At 66.4% G+C, this 19,430-nt stretch carries 18 protein-coding genes and 1 pseudogene; 10 read left to right on the plus strand and 9 right to left on the minus strand.

Features of this window, described 5'->3' with window-relative positions; all coding sequences use genetic code 11:
• Window positions 1-5: 5 nt before the first annotated feature.
• Entirely contained in the window at window positions 6-467 is a 462-nt protein-coding gene (locus tag BST47_RS27125) for a hypothetical protein (RefSeq protein WP_083128925.1), read from the plus strand.
• Here BST47_RS27125 and BST47_RS27130 read toward each other — a convergent pair whose 3' ends face one another.
• The 3 genes from BST47_RS27130 to BST47_RS27140 all read right to left on the minus strand — a co-directional run bounded on the left by BST47_RS27130 (window position 468) and on the right by BST47_RS27140 (window position 3,855).
• On the minus strand, window positions 468-1,703 hold the full coding sequence (locus BST47_RS27130) for a CHAT domain-containing protein (protein ID WP_083128926.1): 1,236 nt from the start codon (window positions 1,701-1,703) through the stop codon (window positions 468-470).
• Window positions 1,685-3,307, minus strand: coding sequence for a hypothetical protein (locus BST47_RS27135; RefSeq protein WP_083128927.1), 1,623 nt, complete (start codon window positions 3,305-3,307; stop codon window positions 1,685-1,687). The genes BST47_RS27130 and BST47_RS27135 overlap by 19 nt, the downstream gene beginning before the upstream one ends.
• Window positions 3,308-3,369: 62 nt before the next feature.
• Complete coding sequence (locus BST47_RS27140) at window positions 3,370-3,855, minus strand: lipoprotein LpqH (RefSeq protein WP_083128974.1); 486 nt, start codon at window positions 3,853-3,855, stop codon at window positions 3,370-3,372.
• 116 nt (window positions 3,856-3,971) lie between these two features.
• Here BST47_RS27140 and BST47_RS27145 point away from each other — a divergent pair, with 116 nt between their 5' ends.
• A complete protein-coding gene (locus BST47_RS27145; protein WP_083128928.1) occupies window positions 3,972-5,147 on the plus strand; it encodes a winged helix DNA-binding domain-containing protein in 1,176 nt (391 codons plus the stop codon).
• Here the strand turns inward: BST47_RS27145 and uvrA are convergent.
• Entirely contained in the window at window positions 5,137-8,040 is a 2,904-nt protein-coding gene (uvrA, locus tag BST47_RS27150; RefSeq protein WP_083128929.1) for an excinuclease ABC subunit UvrA, read from the minus strand. The genes BST47_RS27145 and uvrA overlap by 11 nt on opposite strands.
• Before the next feature lie 97 nt (window positions 8,041-8,137).
• On the opposite strand from uvrA, the gene BST47_RS27155 reads away from it, so the two are divergent.
• Window positions 8,138-8,809 (plus strand): MBL fold metallo-hydrolase, encoded by a 672-nt coding sequence (locus BST47_RS27155; protein ID WP_083128975.1) that lies wholly within the window; start codon window positions 8,138-8,140, stop codon window positions 8,807-8,809.
• 79 nt (window positions 8,810-8,888) lie between these two features.
• Here BST47_RS27155 and BST47_RS27160 read toward each other — a convergent pair whose 3' ends face one another.
• Window positions 8,889-10,196, minus strand: coding sequence for a cytochrome P450 (locus BST47_RS27160; protein WP_083128930.1), 1,308 nt, complete (start codon window positions 10,194-10,196; stop codon window positions 8,889-8,891).
• Between the two features lie 125 nt (window positions 10,197-10,321).
• Here BST47_RS27160 and BST47_RS27165 point away from each other — a divergent pair, with 125 nt between their 5' ends.
• Window positions 10,322-11,206 carry a fructose bisphosphate aldolase gene (locus BST47_RS27165; RefSeq protein ID WP_083128931.1) on the plus strand — a complete coding sequence of 295 codons (885 nt, stop codon included), beginning with the start codon at window positions 10,322-10,324 and terminating at the stop codon, window positions 11,204-11,206.
• A gap of 35 nt (window positions 11,207-11,241) precedes the next feature.
• A pseudogene (gene lnt / locus BST47_RS27170) lies at window positions 11,242-12,654 on the plus strand (apolipoprotein N-acyltransferase); the annotation flags it as partial.
• On the opposite strand, the gene BST47_RS31350 reads toward lnt, so the two are convergent.
• A complete protein-coding gene (locus tag BST47_RS31350) occupies window positions 12,620-13,066 on the minus strand; it encodes a universal stress protein (protein ID WP_107529106.1) in 447 nt (148 codons plus the stop codon). The pseudogene lnt and the gene BST47_RS31350 sit on opposite strands and share 35 nt — an antisense overlap.
• A gap of 212 nt (window positions 13,067-13,278) precedes the next feature.
• Between BST47_RS31350 and BST47_RS27180 the strand changes: the two genes are divergently transcribed.
• Both BST47_RS27180 and BST47_RS27185 read left to right on the plus strand, forming a co-directional pair.
• Entirely contained in the window at window positions 13,279-13,926 is a 648-nt protein-coding gene (locus BST47_RS27180) for a UdgX family uracil-DNA binding protein (protein WP_083128934.1), read from the plus strand.
• 14 nt (window positions 13,927-13,940) lie between these two features.
• Window positions 13,941-14,789 (plus strand): alpha/beta fold hydrolase, encoded by an 849-nt coding sequence (locus BST47_RS27185; RefSeq protein WP_083128935.1) that lies wholly within the window; start codon window positions 13,941-13,943, stop codon window positions 14,787-14,789.
• Here the strand turns inward: BST47_RS27185 and BST47_RS27190 are convergent.
• Both BST47_RS27190 and BST47_RS27195 read right to left on the minus strand, forming a co-directional pair.
• Window positions 14,786-15,049, minus strand: coding sequence for a hypothetical protein (locus BST47_RS27190; protein WP_234809891.1), 264 nt, complete (start codon window positions 15,047-15,049; stop codon window positions 14,786-14,788). The two genes, BST47_RS27185 and BST47_RS27190, sit on opposite strands and share 4 nt — an antisense overlap.
• A 220-nt stretch (window positions 15,050-15,269) precedes the next feature.
• Window positions 15,270-15,701, minus strand: a complete 432-nt coding sequence (locus tag BST47_RS27195; protein WP_083128937.1) for a type II toxin-antitoxin system Rv0910 family toxin — start codon at window positions 15,699-15,701, stop codon at window positions 15,270-15,272.
• 132 nt (window positions 15,702-15,833) lie between these two features.
• On the opposite strand from BST47_RS27195, the gene BST47_RS27200 reads away from it, so the two are divergent.
• Genes BST47_RS27200 through BST47_RS27210 form a run of 3 tightly spaced genes read left to right on the plus strand, consistent with a single transcriptional unit; the run spans window position 15,834 to window position 18,019 of the window.
• Window positions 15,834-16,568, plus strand: a complete 735-nt coding sequence (locus BST47_RS27200; protein ID WP_083128938.1) for an MgtC/SapB family protein — start codon at window positions 15,834-15,836, stop codon at window positions 16,566-16,568.
• 18 nt (window positions 16,569-16,586) lie between these two features.
• Window positions 16,587-17,303 carry a 5'-methylthioadenosine/adenosylhomocysteine nucleosidase gene (locus BST47_RS27205; RefSeq protein ID WP_083128939.1) on the plus strand — a complete coding sequence of 239 codons (717 nt, stop codon included), beginning with the start codon at window positions 16,587-16,589 and terminating at the stop codon, window positions 17,301-17,303.
• On the plus strand, window positions 17,300-18,019 hold the full coding sequence (locus tag BST47_RS27210) for a hypothetical protein (protein ID WP_083128940.1): 720 nt from the start codon (window positions 17,300-17,302) through the stop codon (window positions 18,017-18,019). Before BST47_RS27205 ends, BST47_RS27210 begins: the two co-directional genes overlap by 4 nt.
• Here the strand turns inward: BST47_RS27210 and BST47_RS27215 are convergent.
• Window positions 17,979-19,379 (minus strand): MFS transporter, encoded by a 1,401-nt coding sequence (locus tag BST47_RS27215; protein ID WP_083128976.1) that lies wholly within the window; start codon window positions 19,377-19,379, stop codon window positions 17,979-17,981. The two genes, BST47_RS27210 and BST47_RS27215, sit on opposite strands and share 41 nt — an antisense overlap.
• Window positions 19,380-19,430 lie beyond the last annotated feature (51 nt).

Here is a 19,430-nt window from a genome sequence, read left to right on the forward strand (position 1 = left end):
GGGGCATGTCCAGCGCGTATTCGATCGCATTAGTCATGTTCCTGCTCGTCGCCACGGCTTTGGCCTACCTGATTCCCGACCGCGACGAGGTCGTCGCCCCTGAAGGCGGCGAAGCCGACGAGCGCCTTGCCACCGCCGACGACATGGTGGCCATTCGAGCCGAGTTCGACCGCATGCTGGTTGCGAAAGGCCTGGTGACCGATGGTCAGATCGACCTGATCCGACACGGCACCAAATCCCGCGCGGTGATCACCGGCATGCGGACCACCGGGCGCGCGCGGGAGGATTTCCGCGAAGTCGAGCTCGACGTGATGGTGCATCGGCCCAGCGGCGGACAGTTCGCGGCTCACGAGATGGCACTCATTCCCGAAACGGCGATCACAAAGGTCTCGCCTGGCAGCGTCGTCGACACGTACTACCGCTCCGAGGACGAGTCCGCGGTCGCCGTCTGTGTATCGCCGGCCTGATCACCGGGCACCGTCGACCGCGAAAGTCGCCAACGCGGCCCAGTACAGCGGGCTCGCGGTCACATCACCGTCGGTCCAGCGGCGCATCCGTTCCCGTTGCCAGCTGTTGACCGCACGGCCGGCATCCTCGGCCTCGTGCGCGCGGTCGACGGCCAGGATCGCGTCAGACATCGGGTCGGCATCATTCGTCGGCGCGAACAGCCGGTAGCCCGCAGCCGTCGGCAGCGACCACAGCGTGGCCGTCACCAGCTCCGCGCCGCCGAGGATCATCGCCGCGACCAGCCCAGTCGCCTCGTCGAACCGATAGTCACCGCCGGACGCACAGGCCAGCAGGCCGACGCGTGGCGGAACGGGAAGCCTCAGCGCCATGAGATCCGATGCGGTGAGCGGTCGTTCGTCGGCCAGGTGAAGCGCGGCCCGGTCAGCGTGTCCGACGTCGCCATCGGCCGCGGTCGCGTGGCCGACGTACAGCAGACGACTGGGCTGCTGTGCGAGCAGATCCTCGAGCCAGGCGCGGTCCGCGTCGGCACGCCGGAACAGGTCGACCGATGCCGCGACATCGGGAAGGACCTTCCGACCGTCCATCAGCTCGCCGAAGTGCTTGGCCAACAACGTATCCGGTGACGGACGCCCGAGTACGGACCCCAACGCCGAATCCGGCCGCTGACCGGGCACCCGGGGATCGAGCACCAGCACCGGCGGTCTGCCCTGCCGGCAGGCCCAGCCGGCGGGGTCGCGCGGCGAGTGCACGATGTTCGGCGGAGCCGCCATCAGGACGTCGACCAGCTCGATGAGTCGGTGTCCGTCGTCACCGGGCATCGCGACGAGACCCCACGGGACCCGGGCCAGCCGCGCGCTGGGCGACACGAACAACACGGCGCGGGGTGACGCGACAGAGTCGAGAAGTAACTGCCAGGCGTCGGGGGCGATCAGCTGGGTGCCGAGAGTGCGGGCGATCGACATTTCGGTCGCGGACGACGCGAAGGCGCCCTTGGTGATTGCGCGTTCGAGGGCGTCGCGTCGGGTCTCGGTGTCGATCGGATCCGGCAACGCGGCGGTCAACTCGTCAAGCGCGGCCTGTAACGCCACCTCCTCGAGGACCCACGTCACGGTCCTCGACGGCTCACCTACGACACGCAGGCTGACATACGTGGCGATTCCGACGTCGGCGAATCGCAGGACCAGCGTGGCGGTTTCGGGCTGGGATCCCCCTGGGGTCACGGCCACGTCGCCCATGTCGCGCCGGCGGCGGTCACGTCGCGGCCATACCTTTCGCGCGCCAGGCTGCGATACCGAGTCAAAATCTGACCTGAGGTCGGGTCCATCTGCAGCGCCGGCAGCGGACCCAGCCGCGTCAGCCCCGCACCCGCGACAGACAGCGACTCGCCCGCCGCAACCAGCGCGTACTCGTCGATGGTCTCCAGCGGCACCGCAGCTGTCGCGGTCCCCGTCCATTCAGTGGGCTCCTGATCGGGTTCGGCGCTGAATGTCCCTCGTGCACTGTGATACTCGACCAACTGGCTGACGAGGTCGGTGTTGCCCCACTCCCAGGCCACGGCGAAGGCCCCGGCGAGCATGCGGGCCGACACATGGGTGGCCCAGCGCATTCGGGCGTCGGCATCGGTGATCAGGTGACGCACCGAGTCGACCGCCAGTGCAGCGGGCACCTTCAGTTCGGCCGCCTTCTCGAGCTTGGCCGCCGCGTTATCGGGGTCGGCCAGTGCGTCCGCGCGCCAGATGCTGCCGATGTGGTCATGCAGGCGGGCATATTGCAGCCAGCTGTGCCGCGGCCATGAATCGAGGAGTTCGCGCGCCTCTTCGGTCCGCCGGCGTGCCGCGTCGAAGTCGCCCCGGAAGATGTCAACCCAGCTGCGCTGCAACAGAATGCGGTGGATGTGTAGTGGTTTCTCGATTTCGCGCCAGTGCCGCTCGGCGTGGCCGAACCGCTCGTCGGCGTCGTCGAGCTCATGGATGGAGAGCGAGATCAGGCCGAAGTAGAGCCAGCACCGCGAGACATCGTGCGCCCGCAACCCCTCGGCGATCGCCGGATACGACGCGTGCGCCAAGTCCTGCGCCTTGGCGCGGTCGCCCAGCGCCCATGCCGCCGTCGCACGTTCGAATTGCGTTCTCGCCGTGCCTAATGCCCAATTCCGCGCTTCGGCGCGGGCACCTGCCCGTCGCAGCCATGGTTCGGCCTGCGGCAGCCGACCTGTCTCGATGCAGAACCTGCCGTACGACGTCGCGCCGTTGACAAGGAGGTAGTCGTCGAATTCATCGCTGCCGTCTGTACCTTCGATCGCGTCGATCACCTTCTCCCACAGGGCAACCGACTGCACGTGCAGATCGTCCTCACAAAGCGCGTTGGCGCAGAGGATGCGCGCGAAGGTGATGAGGCGCCGGTGTTCGTCGGCGAGATCCGGATGGTCGGTCGTGTCCTCGGTCAACACCAGCAGCGCCGCCTCGGCGGCTTCGTGGTCACCGTGCGCGGCCGCCAGACCCGTCTGGAGGAACTGCGCGCGGCGCGAGTACCGGCAGGTCATGTGGTCGATCTCGGCGTCCGACATGGTCACCTGCTCCGCCAAATCGGGCCGGTTGCCCGCCCGGACCTGCTGGTAGGTCGCGAGGCATTCGCGGATGCGGCGCACAGACTCGTCGGTCCCGTCGTACGCGGTGCGAACGAGATAGAGCTCGCCCAGCTGTGCGTACACCTCGAGCAGCCAATCGTCGCGGTCGGCCGCCTCGATCGCGGGAACCAGTGACAGCAGCAGGTCCTTGGCCGCCTCCTCTTTGGCGGCCAACGACAACTGGCGTGCCCGCTCGAGGTCGGCCACGATCGTCATTTCTGAATCATAGGAAGCGGCGGACATGGAGGATACGTCCGCCGCTTCCGGTAGGCGCCCGATCAGGTGCAGTTCACCTTGATGGTGAAGGGCTTGGTGACCATGCCGGCCATCGGATTCGCCATGTCGGCGCCGGTGGCTTCACCGGTGATGGTGTAGGTGCTGCCGTCGACCTTCACCTCGGCCGAGCCGGTCTTCGCGCCCATCGTGTTGGTGACGCCGAGCGCGTTGCCGTCCACCGACATCGCCAGCGACTCCACGGTCGGGATCGCCTCGTCGGTCATCACGACGGCGAGGCCGGATTGGCCGTTGATCGCCGCGCTGGCGACGTTGATCTTTCCGCCCTGCTTGACGCAGGTCACCGAGTTCAGGTCCAGACCGGACAGGTCACTGCCGCCGACCTTGACCTCGGTCGAACCACTCGTGCTCACCTGCGCGTCTCCGGATGCCTCGCTGCTTGGTGCGGCCGACGGCTTGTCGTCCGAACAGCCCACCAGGACGGCCGCGCCCAGACCCAGTGCAACCACACCCGCGACAACTCGATTCATCGATCTCTCCTTCGTCATACGCCGCCCCACTGGCGTCGTCGTGAGCTCAGTCAAGGCGGCGGACGCGGCTACCGATCCCAAAGTTTGTCGGTATTCGCAGGTAGCGTTCGCAGGCGATGCGGTCATTCACGGTTGCCGAGCGGCGGGCCCGGCTCGCGCGCAGGCACTTTCTCAGCGCGCCCGCACAGGACCCGGCTCAGGTCGCAGGCGATGTCGTCGGCCTGCATGCGACCGATCCGGCCACGCCCTATCTCTCGCTGTGGTCGCGGGTGCCCGGCTTCACCATCGCCGACCTGGACTCCGAACTCTACGACCGCCGGACGCTGGTGAAGCACCTGGCGATGCGGCGAACGCTGTGGGTGGTTCGCGCCGACGACCTGCCCCACATCCAAACGGGCGCCAGTGACCGGGTGGCCGACAACGAACGACGCAAGCTCGTTGCCGACGCGCAGAAGGCCGGCGTGTGCGGCGACGGCGATGCGTGGCTGGCAGCCGCGTCCAGGGCCGTACTGAAACACCTCGGCAAGCACGGTCCGACCAGCGCCAAGGACCTGCGTGTCGCGCTGCCGGAGTTGGCGGGCCATCACGATCCCGCGCCCGGCAAGCGGTGGGGCGGCGAAACACCGCTGGCACCAAGGATTCTGACGTTGCTGTCGGTGCGGGGTGACATCGTCCGAGGACCGAACGACGGATCGTGGACGGTGTCGCGACCGCGGTGGGCGCCGATGGCCGGCTGGCTGCCGTCGATGCCGAACCAGGTGTCACCGGACGTCGCGCGCACCGAACTGGTGCGACGGTGGCTGCGCGCGTTCGGCCCGGCGACCGTCACCGACATCAAATGGTGGTTCGGCAACACGCTGACGTGGGCGCGTCAGGCCCTTGTCGACCTCGAGGCGGTCGCAGTGGACCTCGACGGCACACCCGGGTTCGTACTCCCCGACGATCTGGACGTCGAACCGGATGCCGAACCGTGGTGTGCGCTGCTGCCCGGGCTCGACGTCACGACGATGGGGTGGTTCGACCGGGACTGGCATCTCGGCGGGCACCGCGCGCAGGTGTTCGACTCGAATGGAAACGGCGGTCCGACGGCATGGTGTGACGGTCGCATCGTCGGGGCATGGGGTCAGGACGCCGACGGGCGGGTCGAGCTGCGACTCCTCGAGGATGTCGGCCGTAAAGCACGGCAGGCTCTTCAGCTGCGGGCCGACGAGCTGACCGACTGGCTCGCCGGGGTACGGATCAACCCGCGCTTCCCCTCCCCGCTGTCAAAGGGTGCGTTGGCTAGGCGCTGACCTTGCTGCGCTTGCGCTTCTTCGGTGCCGGCCGCGCGACACCCAGCGCCTCGGCCAGGAAGTGGCCCGTGTAGCTGTCGGGGTTGGCGGCGACGTCCTCCGGGGTGCCGGACGCGACGACCCCTCCGCCGCCCGCTCCGCCCTCGGGACCCATGTCGACGATCCAGTCCGACGTCTTGATCACGTCGAGGTTGTGCTCGATGACGATGACCGTATTGCCTTTGTCGACAAGGCCGTTGATGACGGCGAGCAACTTGCGGATGTCCTCGAAGTGCAGGCCCGTGGTCGGCTCGTCCAAAATGTAGATGGTGCGGCCGGTGGACCGTTTCTGCAGTTCGGACGCCAGCTTGACGCGCTGCGCCTCACCACCGGACAGCGTCGGGGCGGGCTGTCCCAACCGGACGTAGCCGAGTCCCACGTCGACCAGCGTCGCCAGGTATCGATGGATCGACGTGATCGGCTTGAAGAACTCCGCCGCCTCCTCGATCGACATGTCGAGCACCTCGGCGATGGTCTTGCCCTTGTAATGCACCTCGAGGGTCTCGCGGTTGTAGCGGGCGCCCTGACACACCTCGCACGGCACGTACACGTCCGGCAGAAAGTTCATTTCGATCTTGATGGTGCCGTCACCCGAACACGCTTCGCAGCGACCACCTTTGACGTTGAACGAGAACCGGCCGGGTTGATAGCCACGGACTTTCGCCTCCGTGGTGGCCGCGAACAGCGTGCGGATCTTGTCGAACACACCGGTATAGGTGGCCGGGTTCGACCGCGGTGTCCGGCCGATGGGCGACTGGTCGACGCGCACGAGCTTGTCCAGCTTGTCCAGCCCCGTCACGCGGGTGTGCCGACCCGGCACCTGCCGTGCGCCGTTGAGCTTGTTCGCCAGCACCGACGCCAGAATGTCGTTGACCAGGGTCGACTTACCCGAACCGGAGACGCCGGTGACCGACGTCAGCACGCCCAGCGGGAACGAAACGTCGATCTCGCGGAGATTGTGCTCGCGCGCGCCGACGACGGTCAGCTGCCGCTTGCGGTCGGCGGGCCGGCGAATCGCCGGGACCTCGATCTCTTCCTTACCCGAAAGGTAGGCGCCGGTAATCGAATTCGAGTTCGTCAGCAGATCTTCGTACGTGCCGCTGTGCACGATCTGACCGCCGTGTTCACCCGCCGCAGGACCGATGTCGACGACCCAGTCGGCGTGGGCGATGGTGTCGAGGTCGTGCTCGACGACGATCAGCGTGTTGCCCAGGTCCCGCAACCGGATCAGCGTTTCGATGAGCCGCCGGTTGTCACGCTGATGCAGCCCGATCGACGGCTCATCGAGGACGTACAACACCCCGACGAGCCCGGAGCCGATCTGCGTGGCCAACCGAATGCGTTGCGCCTCACCGCCGGACAGCGTGCCCGCGGCCCGCGACAACGACAGATAATCGAGCCCCACGTCGAGCAGGAACCCGAGCCGCGACTGGATCTCCTTGAGCACCTGGCCCGCGATGGCCTGCTCACGCGAGCCGAGTGTCAACGCGTTGAGGAACTGTGAGCAGTCCGCGATCGACAGTTCGGCGACCTCGGCGATCGATTTCGGCCCGTACTCCCCCGCCGTCATCGTCACCGCCAGGATCTCCGGCTTGAGCCTGGTGCCCTCGCACTCCGGGCACGGTATGTCACGCATGAAGCCCTCGTAACGTTCCTTCATCTGCTCGGAGTCGGTCTGCTCCATACGACGTTGCAGGAACGCCATCACGCCTTCGAAATCGGCGTAATACGAACGGGTTCGGCCGTAGCGGTTCTTGTACCGCACATGCACCTGCTCGTCGCAGCCTTCGAGGATCGCTCTACGCGCCTTGGCGGGCAGCTTCTTCCACGGCGTGTCGACGTCGAAGCCGATCTGGTCACCGAGGCCGGACAGCATCCGGGTGAAGTAGTCGGCCGTCTGCCCCATGGACCACGGTGCGATCGCGCCCTCGGCGAGCGTCAGGTCCGGATCGGGGACGACGAGTTCGGGGTCGACCTCCTTGCGGATGCCCAGCCCCGTGCACTCCGGGCAGGCGCCGTACGGAGAGTTGAAGGAGAACGACCGTGGCTCGAGGTCATCGACAGCGAGCGGGTGCCCGTTCGGGCATGCCAGCTTCTCGGAGAACCTCTGCTCGCGGTGCGGGTGGTCGTCTTCCCGGTCGACGAACTCCAACACCACGATGCCGTCGGCCAGGTTCAGCGCCGTCTCCACCGAGTCCGTCAGCCGTTGTTTGGCGCTCGCCTTGACCGTCAACCGGTCGACGACGACCTCGATGTCGTGCTTTTCCTGCTTCTTCAGCGTTGGCGGCTCGGTCAGCGGATACACCACACCGTCGACCCGGACGCGGCTGTAGCCCTGGGTGTTCAGCTTGTCGAACAGGTCGACGAACTCGCCCTTGCGGGTGCGCACTACGGGTGCGAGCACCTGGAAGCGCAGGCCCTCGTCCATGGCGAGGACCTGGTCGACGATCTGCTGCGGCGTCTGGCGAGCGATGCGCTCACCGCACACCGGACAGTGCGGCGTGCCGGCGCGCGCGTACAGCAGACGCAGGTAGTCGTACACCTCGGTGATCGTGCCCACGGTCGACCTCGGGTTGCGGTTGGTCGACTTCTGGTCGATGGACACCGCCGGCGAGAGACCTTCGATGAAGTCGACGTCGGGTTTATCCATCTGGCCGAGGAACTGGCGCGCGTAGGCGGACAGCGACTCGACGTAGCGGCGCTGGCCCTCCGCGAAGATCGTGTCGAACGCCAGCGACGATTTGCCCGAACCGGACAGACCGGTGAAGACGATCAGCGCGTCACGCGGTAAATCAAGGTCGACGCTACGCAGGTTGTGCTCGCGCGCACCCTTCACAACGAGGCGGTCAGCCACCCGGTATTCCTCCCGAAGACATAGTTGAAGCCCATGCTATGTGCCCCCTCCGACAACTCCCGGCCAAGTCCTGGCCAAGCCCGATACCGTGAGGACCATGACCGTCGTCCAAGACAACTACACCGGACATGTCGAAGCGCAGACCGCAGCTCGACGCACCCTTCCGGGTGCATCGATCGTCAAGGTTTCGGTGGGCCCGATGGATAACAACGCATACCTGGTGACGTGTTCCCAGACCGGCGAGACGCTACTCATCGACGCGGCCAACGACCCCGAAATCCTGCTCGAACTCATCGAGCGGTTCGCGCCGAGGCTGTCCCTGATCGTCACCAGCCACCAGCATTTCGACCACGTGCAGGCGCTCGAGCAGGTGGCCAAGAGCACCGGCGCGCCGACCGCAGCCCATCAACTCGACGCCGAGGCGCTGCCGGTCAAGCCCGACCGGATCCTGGCCCAGGGCGACACCGTCAAGGTCGGCGGCCTCACCTTCGACGTCATCCACCTGCAGGGTCACACCCCGGGATCGGTGGCGCTGGCGCTCGTCGGCGCCGACGACAAGACGCACCTGTTCACCGGCGACTGTCTGTTCCCCGGCGGTGTCGGCAAGACCTGGCAGGAAGGCGACTTCGAGAAGCTGCTCGGCGACGTGACCAGGCGCGTTTTCGATGTCTACGACGACTCGACGGTGGTCTATCCGGGTCACGGCGACGACACCACGCTCGGTACGGAGCGGCCGCATCTCGGCGAGTGGCGCGAGCGGGGTTGGTAGGCAATATCCACGAGACCGTGAGCCGGCGACAGATCTGGAATATGAAGGCCACCAGAAATGGGCCGAATCGACGCTGTGATCAGGTTCGCGGCGTCCAAGCGACCGGTAACCGTTTGATGCCGTGGATGAACGCGGAATGCAGGATCGCCGGCTCCTCGACCGCGACCACATCGGGCACCTGCCGGTGCAACTCTTCGAACAGCACCCGGATCTCCCGACGGGCCAGGTTTGCACCCAGGCAGAAATGCGCGCCACCGCCGCCGTAACCGAAATGCGGATTGGGGTCGCGGGTGACGTCGAACAGCCACGGATTGGCGAACTTCGATTCGTCACGGTTGGCGGAGTTGTACCACATCGAGACCTTGGCTCCGGCTTTCATCGGAATGCCCCGCATCTCGATATCGCGAGTCAGGTTGCGCCGCATGAAGATAACCGGCGACGCCCACCGGACGATCTCCTCGACCGCGGTGGCGGCGACGCCGTCGAAGTCGTTCCACCAGATGTCACGCTGCTCGGGGTAACGGGTCAGCGCCACCATGCCGTGGCTGATCGCGTTGCGAGTGGTCTCGTTGCCCGCGGCCGACAACAGGATGAAGAACGACGCGATCTCGGTCGACGTCAGACGCTCGCCGTCGACCTCGGCCTGCACCAGATTGGTGGTCAGGTCATGTTGGGGTCGGGCGCGACGTTCCTCGGCCAGCGCCATGCCGTACTCGGCGATCTCGGTGATGATCGCGACCACTTCGTCGAACTCTCCGGACGCCTCGTCGTCCCCGACGCCGAGCATCACATTCGTCCAGTGGAAGACCTTCTGCTCGTCCTGTTCGGGGATTCCCATCATGTCGCAGATGATCTGCAGCGGAAGGGGACCCGAGACCTCGGCGACGAAGTCGGCGCGCGCGTCGGAATGGTTCGCGATCATATCCGCCACCAGCGTGCGGGCTCGCGCGCGCACGCTGTCCTCGATGCGGGCCACCACTTTCGGCGTGAACGCGCGATTGACGATCTTGCGCAGCCGGAGATGACGGGGGTCGTCGAGACTGATCATGGAGCCGACGAACTCGGCGATCTCGGCCGGCACATCGTTCAGCGCCGTGCTGGTCGGGATGGAGCTGAAGATCTCCGGGTGACGGCTCGCGAAATGGACGTCGTCATGGGTCGTCAGTGCCCAGTGCCCCGCCCCAGGCGCGAACCCGGCGACCTCGGGGACATCGAAGAAGGTGATCGGCGACTCCCTTCGCAACGTCGCGAACGCGCCGTCGCGTAGGTCGTCGTCGCGCTCCCAGAACTGCAGTGACCCGAGGTCGACATCGGCGAGCGGTACATGCGGCGGTGGGACGCCGTTCTCGCGCCGCTCGATACGAACCGGATGCGTCGTCACAGTCATAATTGACCCTTCCGCCAATTCGAGTGTGGCACCCGGAACTGGGATCGACCCCAGTTTCGGCGAGGCAGCTGACGATCGGCGGTCCGGCCCCCGCTAGATTTGCCTGTGAAGCAGAAAGGGCAGACATGAACAGCGAACAGCTAAAGAAGGCGCAGAGCGGCGCCGGGTTCATCGCGGCATTGGATCAGAGTGGTGGCAGCACCCCGAAGGCCCTGAAGCTCTACGGCGTCAGCGAGGACGCGTACTCCGGCGACGAGCAGATGTTCGACCTGGTGCACGAGATGCGGACCCGCATCATCACCAGTCCGGCCTTCGACGGCGACCGCATCATGGGCGCGATCCTGTTCGAGATGACCATGGACCGCCAGATCGAGGGCCGCCCGACCGCCGACTACCTGTGGAACGTCAAGAACATCGTTCCGTTCCTCAAGATCGACAAGGGTCTGAACGACGAGCAGGACGGCGCGCAGACCATGAAGCCGATGCCCGGCCTCGATGATCTGCTGGACCGCGCCGTCGCCAACGGCGTCTTCGGCACCAAGGAGCGTTCGGTCATCAAGCTGCCCGGCGCGGGCCTGGACGCCGTCGTCGCCCAGCAGTTCGAGGTGGGCCGGCAGGTCCTCGCGAAGGGCCTGGTGCCGATCATCGAGCCCGAGGTCGACATCAAGAGCCCGAAGAAGGCCGAAGCCGAGGAGCAGCTCAAGGCCGCCCTGTTGGCCGGCGTGAACGCGCTCAGCGACGACCAGAAGGTCATGCTCAAACTGACGCTGCCCGACACCGACAACCTTTACAGGGAGCTCGTCGATCACCCCAAGGTGCTACGTGTCGTGGCGCTGTCCGGCGGCTACGCCCGTGATGAGGCCTGCGAGAAGCTGGCCCGCAACACCGGCGTCATCGCGAGCTTCTCGCGCGCGCTGACCGAGGGTCTGACCGCGCAGCAGAGCGACGAGGAATTCAACGCAACCCTGGATCAGGCGATCGCGAGCATCGCGAAGGCATCCGCTAACTGAGGCCACCTGAACTGACTCGCGGGCTCGCGGCGGCCCTGGTCGCCGGCGCGTTACCCGCCCTCGCCTTCCCCGCAGTGTCGTGGTGGTGGCTGGCGTGGGTCGGGCTGATCCCGCTGCTGTTCATCGTCCGTGCGGCGCCATCCGCACTACAAGGCGGCGGACGTGCCTGGTTCGGCATGGCCGGTTTCGTGCTGACAAACCAGTACTGGCTGTTTCCGAGCGCAGGCCCGCTGGTGGTCGTGGTCGCGCTCGTCGTCGGCGTGCTGTGGTTTCCGTGGGGCTGCGCGGCGCAGCGGCTGCTTTCCGGTGAGGCCGCGGTGCGACGGGTGCTTGCCGCGGTCGTCGTACTCCCCTCTGCCTGGGTGCTCGCCGAGGCGGTGCGGTCGTGGCATCAGTTCGGCGGACCGTGGGCGCCGCTCGGCGCGTCACAGTGGAATCAGCCGGCGATGCTGGCACCCGCCTCGGTGGGCGGCGTATGGCTCGTCAGCTTCCTGGTGGTCGCCGTCAACACCGCGATTGTTGCGGCGATCCTGCTGCGCTCCTGGCGTGCGGCAGCATTGCCGGTTGCCCTCCTCGCCCTCGGCCCGACGTGGTTCTGGTTGGGTCCGGCGCCCGGCGCGGGGCCGACGGTGCGGGTAGCACTCGTCCAGCCGGGCGATATCGACGACGCCGCGGCACGTCAGGCGGCGAGCGAGCGATTGACCGAGGAATTGCGCGGCAGGCAGCTCGATCTCGTGGTCTGGGGTGAAAGCAGTGTGGGCGTCGATCTGACGAGCGACCCGGACGCCACAGCGCGCCTCGTCGAACTGCGACGCCGGGTCGGCGCGGACGTGTTGGTGAACGTCGACGCACGTGCTCCCGACGGCGGGATCTACAAATCGTCGGTGCTCATCGGGTCCGACGGACCACGTGGCTCGTATGCGAAAACGCGGCTGGTGCCGTTCGGCGAATATGTGCCGCTACGAACGCTATTCGGCTGGGCGACCCGTCATACCAAGGCGGCCGGTGAGGATCGCCGGCGCGGCGACGGCCCGGTGGTACTGCACGCCGGGGAGCTGGCCGTCGGGCCGTTGATCAGCTTCGAGACCACCTTTTCGGATCTGCCGCGGCGTGTAGTGCGCCTTGGCGCCGAGCTTTTGACGTATCAGAGTTCGACGTCGAGTTATCAAGGCAGCTGGGCGCAACCGCAATTGGCGAGCATGGCCGCCGTCCACGCCGCCGAAACCGGTCATCCCGCCCTGCATGCCGGAACATCCGGTGTCAGTACGGCATTCGACGCGCGGGGCCGTGAACTCGGGCGGTTGCCCGCGTCCGACCAAGGTGTACTGGTGGTCGATGTGCCGTTGGACTCGCGCGTCACCATCTACGATCGGCTCGGTCATTGGCCGATCGTGGTGGCGGCGGTGTTGATCCTTACGGCGTGGTGTGCACGATCAGCACGTCGGTCTTGGACCGGCGAGCGACGTTGGCCGGCACGGAGCCGAGCAGGCGGCCCGCGATCGTGGAGAGTCCGACGTTACCGACGACCAGAAGATCGGCCTTGACCTCTTCGGCGAGATCGACCAAGGCGTCGACGGGTGCGCCGACGATCGCCTTCTCCTCGACGTTCTTGGCGCCCGCCTGATGCGCACGCTCCTTCGCCTCGCGCAGAATCGCGTAGATGGGGGCGTTGCCCGACATCTTGTAGCCCTCGTCCTTGAGCACGTCGGCCGCGCGCTGGTCTTCGCTCTGGGGGAAGTACGCCGTCGCCACGACGACAGTCGCGCCTGACCCGGCGGCGATCTGGCCGGCTTTCTCCACCGCGCGCAGCGACGAATCCGATCCGTCCGTGCCGACCACGATGGTCGTGTAGCCGCTCATTCGTGCCCTCCCAAGGTAGGTTGCAGCGCCACCCGAGACAGTAACCCGTCCTCCGGCGAACATGGGTGCGAATCACCACACATGAGTGGCATCAGCCTGGTCTTTCGCCATTTGAGCGGAAGCAACATCACTGATGTCGTCCCGACGTGACCCCGCCTACATGCGAAGGGGTCCGCACGGTTACGGCACCGACGGGCGGGTAATCGCTTGCCATGGCAGGGCACACCGCGGCCGAATTCGTTCCCGACAGCCTCAAGTTGGACGAACTCGCGGACGCCGCGCACAGCTGTAAGGGCTGCGACCTGTACCTGGACGCGACCCAGACGGTGTTCGGCGCCGGGTCGGCGACAGCGGATCTCATGCTGGTCGGCGAACAGCCCGGCGATCAGGAGGACAGGGCAGGCGAGCCATTCGTCGGGCCTGCAGGCAGGCTGCTCGACAAGGCGCTGGCGGCGGCTGGCGTGGAGCGAGATCGGTTGTACGTCACGAATGCGGTGAAACACTTCAAATTCACGCTCCCCGAGCGGGGCAAGCGACGCATCCACAAGACACCGAGTCGAACCGAGGTGGTGGCCTGCCGGCCGTGGCTGGTCGCCGAGCTGATGGCCGTGCAGCCCAAGGTGCTGATGCTGCTCGGCGCGACGGCCGCACAATCGCTGATGGGCAGCGGATTTCGACTCACCGCCCATCGCGGCGAAGTGTTGCACCTACCCGACTCCGACGATGTCGCGTTCGATCCGCAGATCGTGGCGACCGCACACCCGTCGTCGGTGCTGCGCGGCCGTCCCGAGGACCGCGAGGAGGCGTTCGACGCGCTGGTGTCGGATCTGCGATTCGCAGCCGACCTGCTGGCCTCCTAGGACATCATCAGTGCATGGAGACCACGGCTCGGCTGCGGGACGGGCGGTTGCTGGCCTACGCCGAGTACGGGATCCACGACGGTTTCCCGGTCGTCAACGCACACGGTGGCCTTGCCTGCCGCCTCGACGTCGAATCGGCAGATGACATCGCCGCAGCGGCCGGGATTCGGCTGATCTCACCGGACCGGCCCGGTGTCGGGCGCTCAGATCCCGATCCCGGGCGCACCACATTGAGCTGGGCATCCGATGTCGAAGAATTGGTCGACCGACTCGGGGTGGAGCGGTTCGCCGTGATGGGCTGGTCGATGGGCGGACAGTACGCGGCGGCGGTCGGACACGCCCTGCGTCACCGGGTGACCCGGGTGGCGATCATCGCAGGGGCACTGCCGCTGACCGGATCCGGCGTGTTCGACCAGCTGCCCGCGATGGACCGATACCTCACCCGCATGTCTGAGCGTGCGCCGTGGCTGGCGCGACAGTGGTTTCGAATCATGGGGCTTGCGCCACGGCTCGCCCCCGTGCTGTACGGACGCCTCGCCGCGCACGACTTGGGGCAGGCCGACGGCGCCGTCATCCGCGGCGAGGGGTTCCGGACATTCTCGAGAATGTCGCGCGAAGCGATGTGCCAACCGGCAGGCGCCGTCGAGGAGTACCGCGCATGGATGCGACCCTGGGGGTTTGCACCCGAAGACCTCGACGTACCCGTCGACATCTGGGCGGGCACTGACGACGAACTGGTCAACCCGAGTTGGCCGCAGCGCCTCGCATCACGAATCCCGAACGCGACCCTGAACATTCGCGACGGCGGACACTTCGTCGCACACCTGCACTACCGGGAGATATTCGACTCGCTGCGTCGCTAGCAGACGGCGGGCGGCACCCATCCCGAAACGTTCGGTGGTACCCATCCGCAGGGTCCGTAGTAGTGAGGACCGTCCCATCGTGCGTCACGCCATTCGCGGTAATCGTCGCGTCGGTCGTGCCAGCGCGGCTTGTCGATTTTCAACGTGATTCCCGACGAATTCGGTACCGCCGGTTCGGCATTGGCGACGGCGGCACTCAGCCCCGCTGCTGTGAACCCCATTGCCCCGACGAACGCCACACTGGCGCCGATCTTCTTCATCTTCACGATCAAACCTCTGCATTATCAGCTATCCGACCCGACACGATCTTAACCGCTGTACGGATTGCCGTTCGGGTGCCCCTGTCGGTCCCCGCCTGCCGAAACTTTCAGCAAATCGTGAGGCGCCGTGTTACCGAGTACGCTGAACGTGATTCTGCCGCAGCGTTATTGGTTGAGCAGGTTTGCGAGCGACGGGGCGGTAAATTCTTTCTGCAAAGATTCAGGCGTACAGCGATTCGAACTTGCGTATCGACCGTTCGAGGTCGCCCTTCACCGCCCGCACCGCCGCCATTCCGATGGGCCCGAACAGCGGCGCACCGCCCAGTTCCATCTTCATCGTGAACGAACACCCCTGGTTCGTCGGCTTCACCGTCATCTTCAGTGCGTACTTCGTTCCGCCGACGCCGTCCCCGGTGATGGCGATGAGTCGCGGCGGATCCAGTTCACGGATGGTCCACTTGACGCGGTTGCGCATGCCTTTCGCGCCGGCGACCCCGACAATCGTCGTGCCCACCTCTAGCTCCGACGGCAGCTCACCACGCCAGCCCTCGTGCATCGACAGCCAGTCGCCGAGCGTCGAGAGGTCCGATACATGTACCCACGCGTCATCGGGGCTCAACGACAGGTCTCGCGACAGCTCAAGTTTGGCCACGCTCAGATGTTAACCATGATTCCCTGGAGCGAGTGACGGGATTCGAACCCACGCGCACCGTTGCAATCGCGATGATGCGAACCGACGGCGCGCCGACCGTCAGCGCGCTGGTCCCGGGGTTAATTTGTGCGGATGGATGTCTTGTTGGCCGCCGCCGATCCACCGTTCTTCGGCGGTCCCGGGCAGGGCACCCGCCAGATCGTCGAGTTGTTCGTCGCGTTCGGGCTCACGGCGCTGATCGGTCTCGAACGCGAACTCCAGGGCAAGAGCGCCGGCGTGCGCACACAGACGATCGTTGGCACCGCCTCGGCCCTGATCCTGCTGGTCAGCAAGTACGGCTTCCAGGACGTTCTGCAGGACGGACTCGTCGTCGTCGACCCGTCCCGTGTCGCCGCCCAGATCGTCTCGGGCATCGGCTTTCTCGGCGCCGGCATCATCATCTTCCGCCGAGGCTCGGTACACGGGCTGACCACCGCGGCGGCAGTCTGGGAGTCCGCGGCGATCGGCATGGCGGCCGGGTCCGGTCTGCTTCTGCTTGCGGTCACCGTGACAGCCATGCATTTCCTCGTCGTCGTCGGCTTCCTGCCGCTGGCCCGCTGGCTCACCTCCCGGCTGAGCGGATCGGTGACCATGCACGTCAGCTACCGGGAGGGCCAAGGTGTGATGAGTCGCCTTCTACAGGCGTGCGAGCGACGGCAATGGCAGCTCACTGACCTCGCAGCCGACAGCGCGGAACTGTCGGCTGACCCAGGACACGGCGGCGTCTTGATGACGCTCTCGGGCCGAGGGATCGTGAACGCGCCGATGGTCCTGGCCGGAATCGACGGTGTCATCGGAATCCACCAGTTCGACGACGACCCCGATTAGACCGCGTCAGAATGCACTGTGACCATCGGACTCATCTGCGCCGTCCCGCAGGAACTCGACGCGCTGCGCGGCGATCTGGCGGAAACCCACTCCGAGGCCAGGGCGCACACCCGGTTCGTCACCGGCGTCCTCGACGGCCACGACGTCGTGTTGGCTGGGTCCGGGATGGGCAAGGTCAACGCAGCGATCGTCACCACGCTGCTGGCCGACCGGTTCGGTTGCCGCACAGTCGTTTTCTCCGGTGTTGCTGGCGGGCTCGACCCGGCGCTGTCGATCGGTGACGTCGTCGTGGCCGACCGCATCGTCCAGCACGACGCCGGTGTCCTCGAGAACGAGAAGATCCGCCCCTATCAACCGGGCCACGCGCCGATCATCAACGAGACCGATCGCCTCGGCTATCCGGTGGATCCCGACTTGCTCGGCAGGGTCAAGGACCGCCTCGCCGGCATGTCGGTCCCCGGTCAAATCGTCTACGGCACAGTCCTTACCGGTGACCAGTATCTGAATTGCGATTCGACGCGGGAGTGGCTGCTCGCCGAGTTCGGAGGCAGGGCGATCGAAATGGAGGGCGGAGCGGTCGCGCAAGTCTGCGAGGCGTTCGGACTTCCCTGGTTGGTCATCCGCGCGCTATCCGACCTCGCCGGCGGGAATGCGCTTTTCGACTTCACCGCATTCGTCGACCAGGCTTCGGCGACATCGGCCACGATCCTGCGGCAGCTGTTGCCGGTCCTATGACGAGTCTGTTGGCCAGAGTGCTCGACGCGCACGGCGGACTGGACGTGTGGCGGCGGTTCAGTCGCGTCGAGGCCACGATCGTCAGCGGCGGACTGATGTTCGAGATGAAAGGCCAACCCCAGGACCCGACACCTCGCCGAATGACCGCGGCGCTGCAACATGAATGGGCCTCGGTGCAACCCTTCGGTGCGGACGACCAGAAAACCGATTTCACACCCGAGCGGATAGCGATCGAGAGACTCGACGGCGCGGTGGTGGCCGAACTGATGAACCCCGAGGCGTCATTCGAAGGCGACGACCTCCACACACCGTGGAATCCGTTGCAGCGGGCCTACTTCAACGGCTACGCACTGTGGACGTACCTGACGAGTCCGTTTCTCTTGGCGCTGCCGGGGTACACCGTGCGCGAACTCGACCCGATCGACGATGACGGCCGAGCACTGACCGGCCTGCAGGTGACATTCCCGGCCGGTTTCGTCAGTCACAGCACGCTTCAGGAGTTCTACTTCGGACCCGACCTTTTGCTGGCGCGCCACGACTACCGCGTCGAAATCGCCGGCAGTTTCTCGGCGATTCAGTACATCTCGGACTACGTCGAAGCCGACGGTGTCATGATGCCGACCAAGCGACGCGCCTACCTCTGCGGCGACGATGGCCGGCCGATGTTCGACCAACTCATGGTGTCGATCGACCTGTCCGACTACCACTTCTCGTAGACGCGAGAACGCCGACCGCGGCCAGCACGGCAAACGTGACGAATAGCCAGCGCGCCGCCGTCGCATCCCCGTGATCGGTGGCGTTGACCACGATGCCCGCCACTCCGGCGCCGAACGCTCCGAAGATCAGCTGCACGGTGTTGATCGCCGCCGCGGCGCGGCCGCCCTCACTCGCGTCGTCAACACTGCCCATCGCCCACGCCGACAGATGCGGCCACGCCATCCCGACCCCCATGCCCGTCAGCGACAGCGCGGCCACCCAGACCGCGATCACGCCTGCCGATGCGTCCTGGACCTGACTCACCGCGGCCAGCGCCAGTCCGGTCGCCATCACCAGCGGCGCGACCGCGACGATGCGCACCACGATCTTCGTCCTGGTCACCGACGCGCTGGCGATCTCGCTCATCGTCCACCCGACCGCCAGCGCCACACCGAGGAATCCCGCCGCGACGGGTGCCAGGTGCGCCAGCCGCTGACCGAAGAACGGCACGTACAGGTCGACCATCGTCGCGGACATCAACATGCCGAGGGTGAGATAGATCCACTTGAGCGGGCCGGGCCGAAAAGCCGTGGGCGGCAGCACTGCCGCGCTCGCACGACGATCGACGATCAGGAACACCGCGACCAGCACCGCGCCCAGCACGACCAGAGCGACGGTCCAGGACACGTTCCGCGGAACCCCGGCCACGCTGATCGCCAGGGCCGCCGAACCGAGCAGCAGTAGCGACCACACCGGAATCCGGTCGCGTACCGGGACATCCGTCCGGGCGGGCAGCGCGAACGGCACCAGCACAGCGATCCCGACGGCCAGCACGACGAGCACGCCGAAAGCCCAACGCCACGAACCGTATTGTGCGAACAGGCCGCCGGCCGCAGGGCCGAGCAGGGTACCGACACCCCACATCGCCGACACCAGGGCCGACGCCTTGGTCCACAATGCTTGTGGCAGCGTCGAATTGATCACCGCGTAGCCGAGCCCTGCGAGCAGGCCGCCCGCGGCGCCCTGAATTACTCGGCCGACGAGCAGCAGCTCCATTGTGGGCGCCAACGCGCAGAACAGGCTGCCCAGCGCGAACACCGCGAGGCCGCAAAGGTAGGCCCACCGCGGACCCACCCGCGCGAGCACAGCGCTGACGGTGGTCGCCGCCACGACCGAGGCGACCAAGTACACGGTGGTGACCCAGACGTAGAGCCGCTGGCCGCCGATGTCGGCGACCGTGCTGGGCAGCAGGCTGATGGTGAGGAACTCGTTGGTGGCGTACAGCGCGACGCCGCCGGCCAACACCGTCGAGGCCCCGAGATTCTTCGGGCCCAACAGCTCACGCCAGCCGCCGGTAGCAGTCGCCGCGGTCACAGTCACGCCGCTCACGCTAAGAGCTCAACCGTCGTTGAGGTCAAGTATTTCGAACGC

Origin of the sequence: Mycolicibacterium tusciae, assembly GCF_002086795.1 — a bacterium.
GTDB classification, from domain to species: Bacteria; Actinomycetota; Actinomycetes; order Mycobacteriales; family Mycobacteriaceae; genus Mycobacterium; species Mycobacterium tusciae.

Excerpts from the sequence above, each read along its gene's own strand:
- BST47_RS27185 (WP_083128935.1), top strand. The coding sequence starts at position 13,941 with ATGGAGACCACGGCTCGGCTGCGGGACGGGCGGTTGCTGGCCTACGCC.
- BST47_RS27130 (WP_083128926.1), bottom strand. The coding sequence starts at position 1,703 with ATGGGCGACGTGGCCGTGACCCCAGGGGGATCCCAGCCCGAAACCGCC.
- BST47_RS27160 (WP_083128930.1), bottom strand. The coding sequence starts at position 10,196 with ATGACTGTGACGACGCATCCGGTTCGTATCGAGCGGCGCGAGAACGGC.
- BST47_RS27140 (WP_083128974.1), bottom strand. The coding sequence starts at position 3,855 with ATGAATCGAGTTGTCGCGGGTGTGGTTGCACTGGGTCTGGGCGCGGCC.
- BST47_RS27200 (WP_083128938.1), top strand. The coding sequence starts at position 15,834 with ATGGATGTCTTGTTGGCCGCCGCCGATCCACCGTTCTTCGGCGGTCCC.
- BST47_RS27190 (WP_234809891.1), bottom strand. The coding sequence starts at position 15,049 with ATGAAGAAGATCGGCGCCAGTGTGGCGTTCGTCGGGGCAATGGGGTTC.
- BST47_RS27135 (WP_083128927.1), bottom strand. The coding sequence starts at position 3,307 with ATGACGATCGTGGCCGACCTCGAGCGGGCACGCCAGTTGTCGTTGGCC.
- BST47_RS27145 (WP_083128928.1), top strand. The coding sequence starts at position 3,972 with ATGCGGTCATTCACGGTTGCCGAGCGGCGGGCCCGGCTCGCGCGCAGG.
- BST47_RS27155 (WP_083128975.1), top strand. The coding sequence starts at position 8,138 with ATGACCGTCGTCCAAGACAACTACACCGGACATGTCGAAGCGCAGACC.
- BST47_RS27165 (WP_083128931.1), top strand. The coding sequence starts at position 10,322 with ATGAACAGCGAACAGCTAAAGAAGGCGCAGAGCGGCGCCGGGTTCATC.
- BST47_RS27180 (WP_083128934.1), top strand. The coding sequence starts at position 13,279 with ATGGCAGGGCACACCGCGGCCGAATTCGTTCCCGACAGCCTCAAGTTG.
- BST47_RS31350 (WP_107529106.1), bottom strand. The coding sequence starts at position 13,066 with ATGAGCGGCTACACGACCATCGTGGTCGGCACGGACGGATCGGATTCG.
- BST47_RS27210 (WP_083128940.1), top strand. The coding sequence starts at position 17,300 with ATGACGAGTCTGTTGGCCAGAGTGCTCGACGCGCACGGCGGACTGGAC.
- BST47_RS27125 (WP_083128925.1), top strand. The coding sequence starts at position 6 with ATGTCCAGCGCGTATTCGATCGCATTAGTCATGTTCCTGCTCGTCGCC.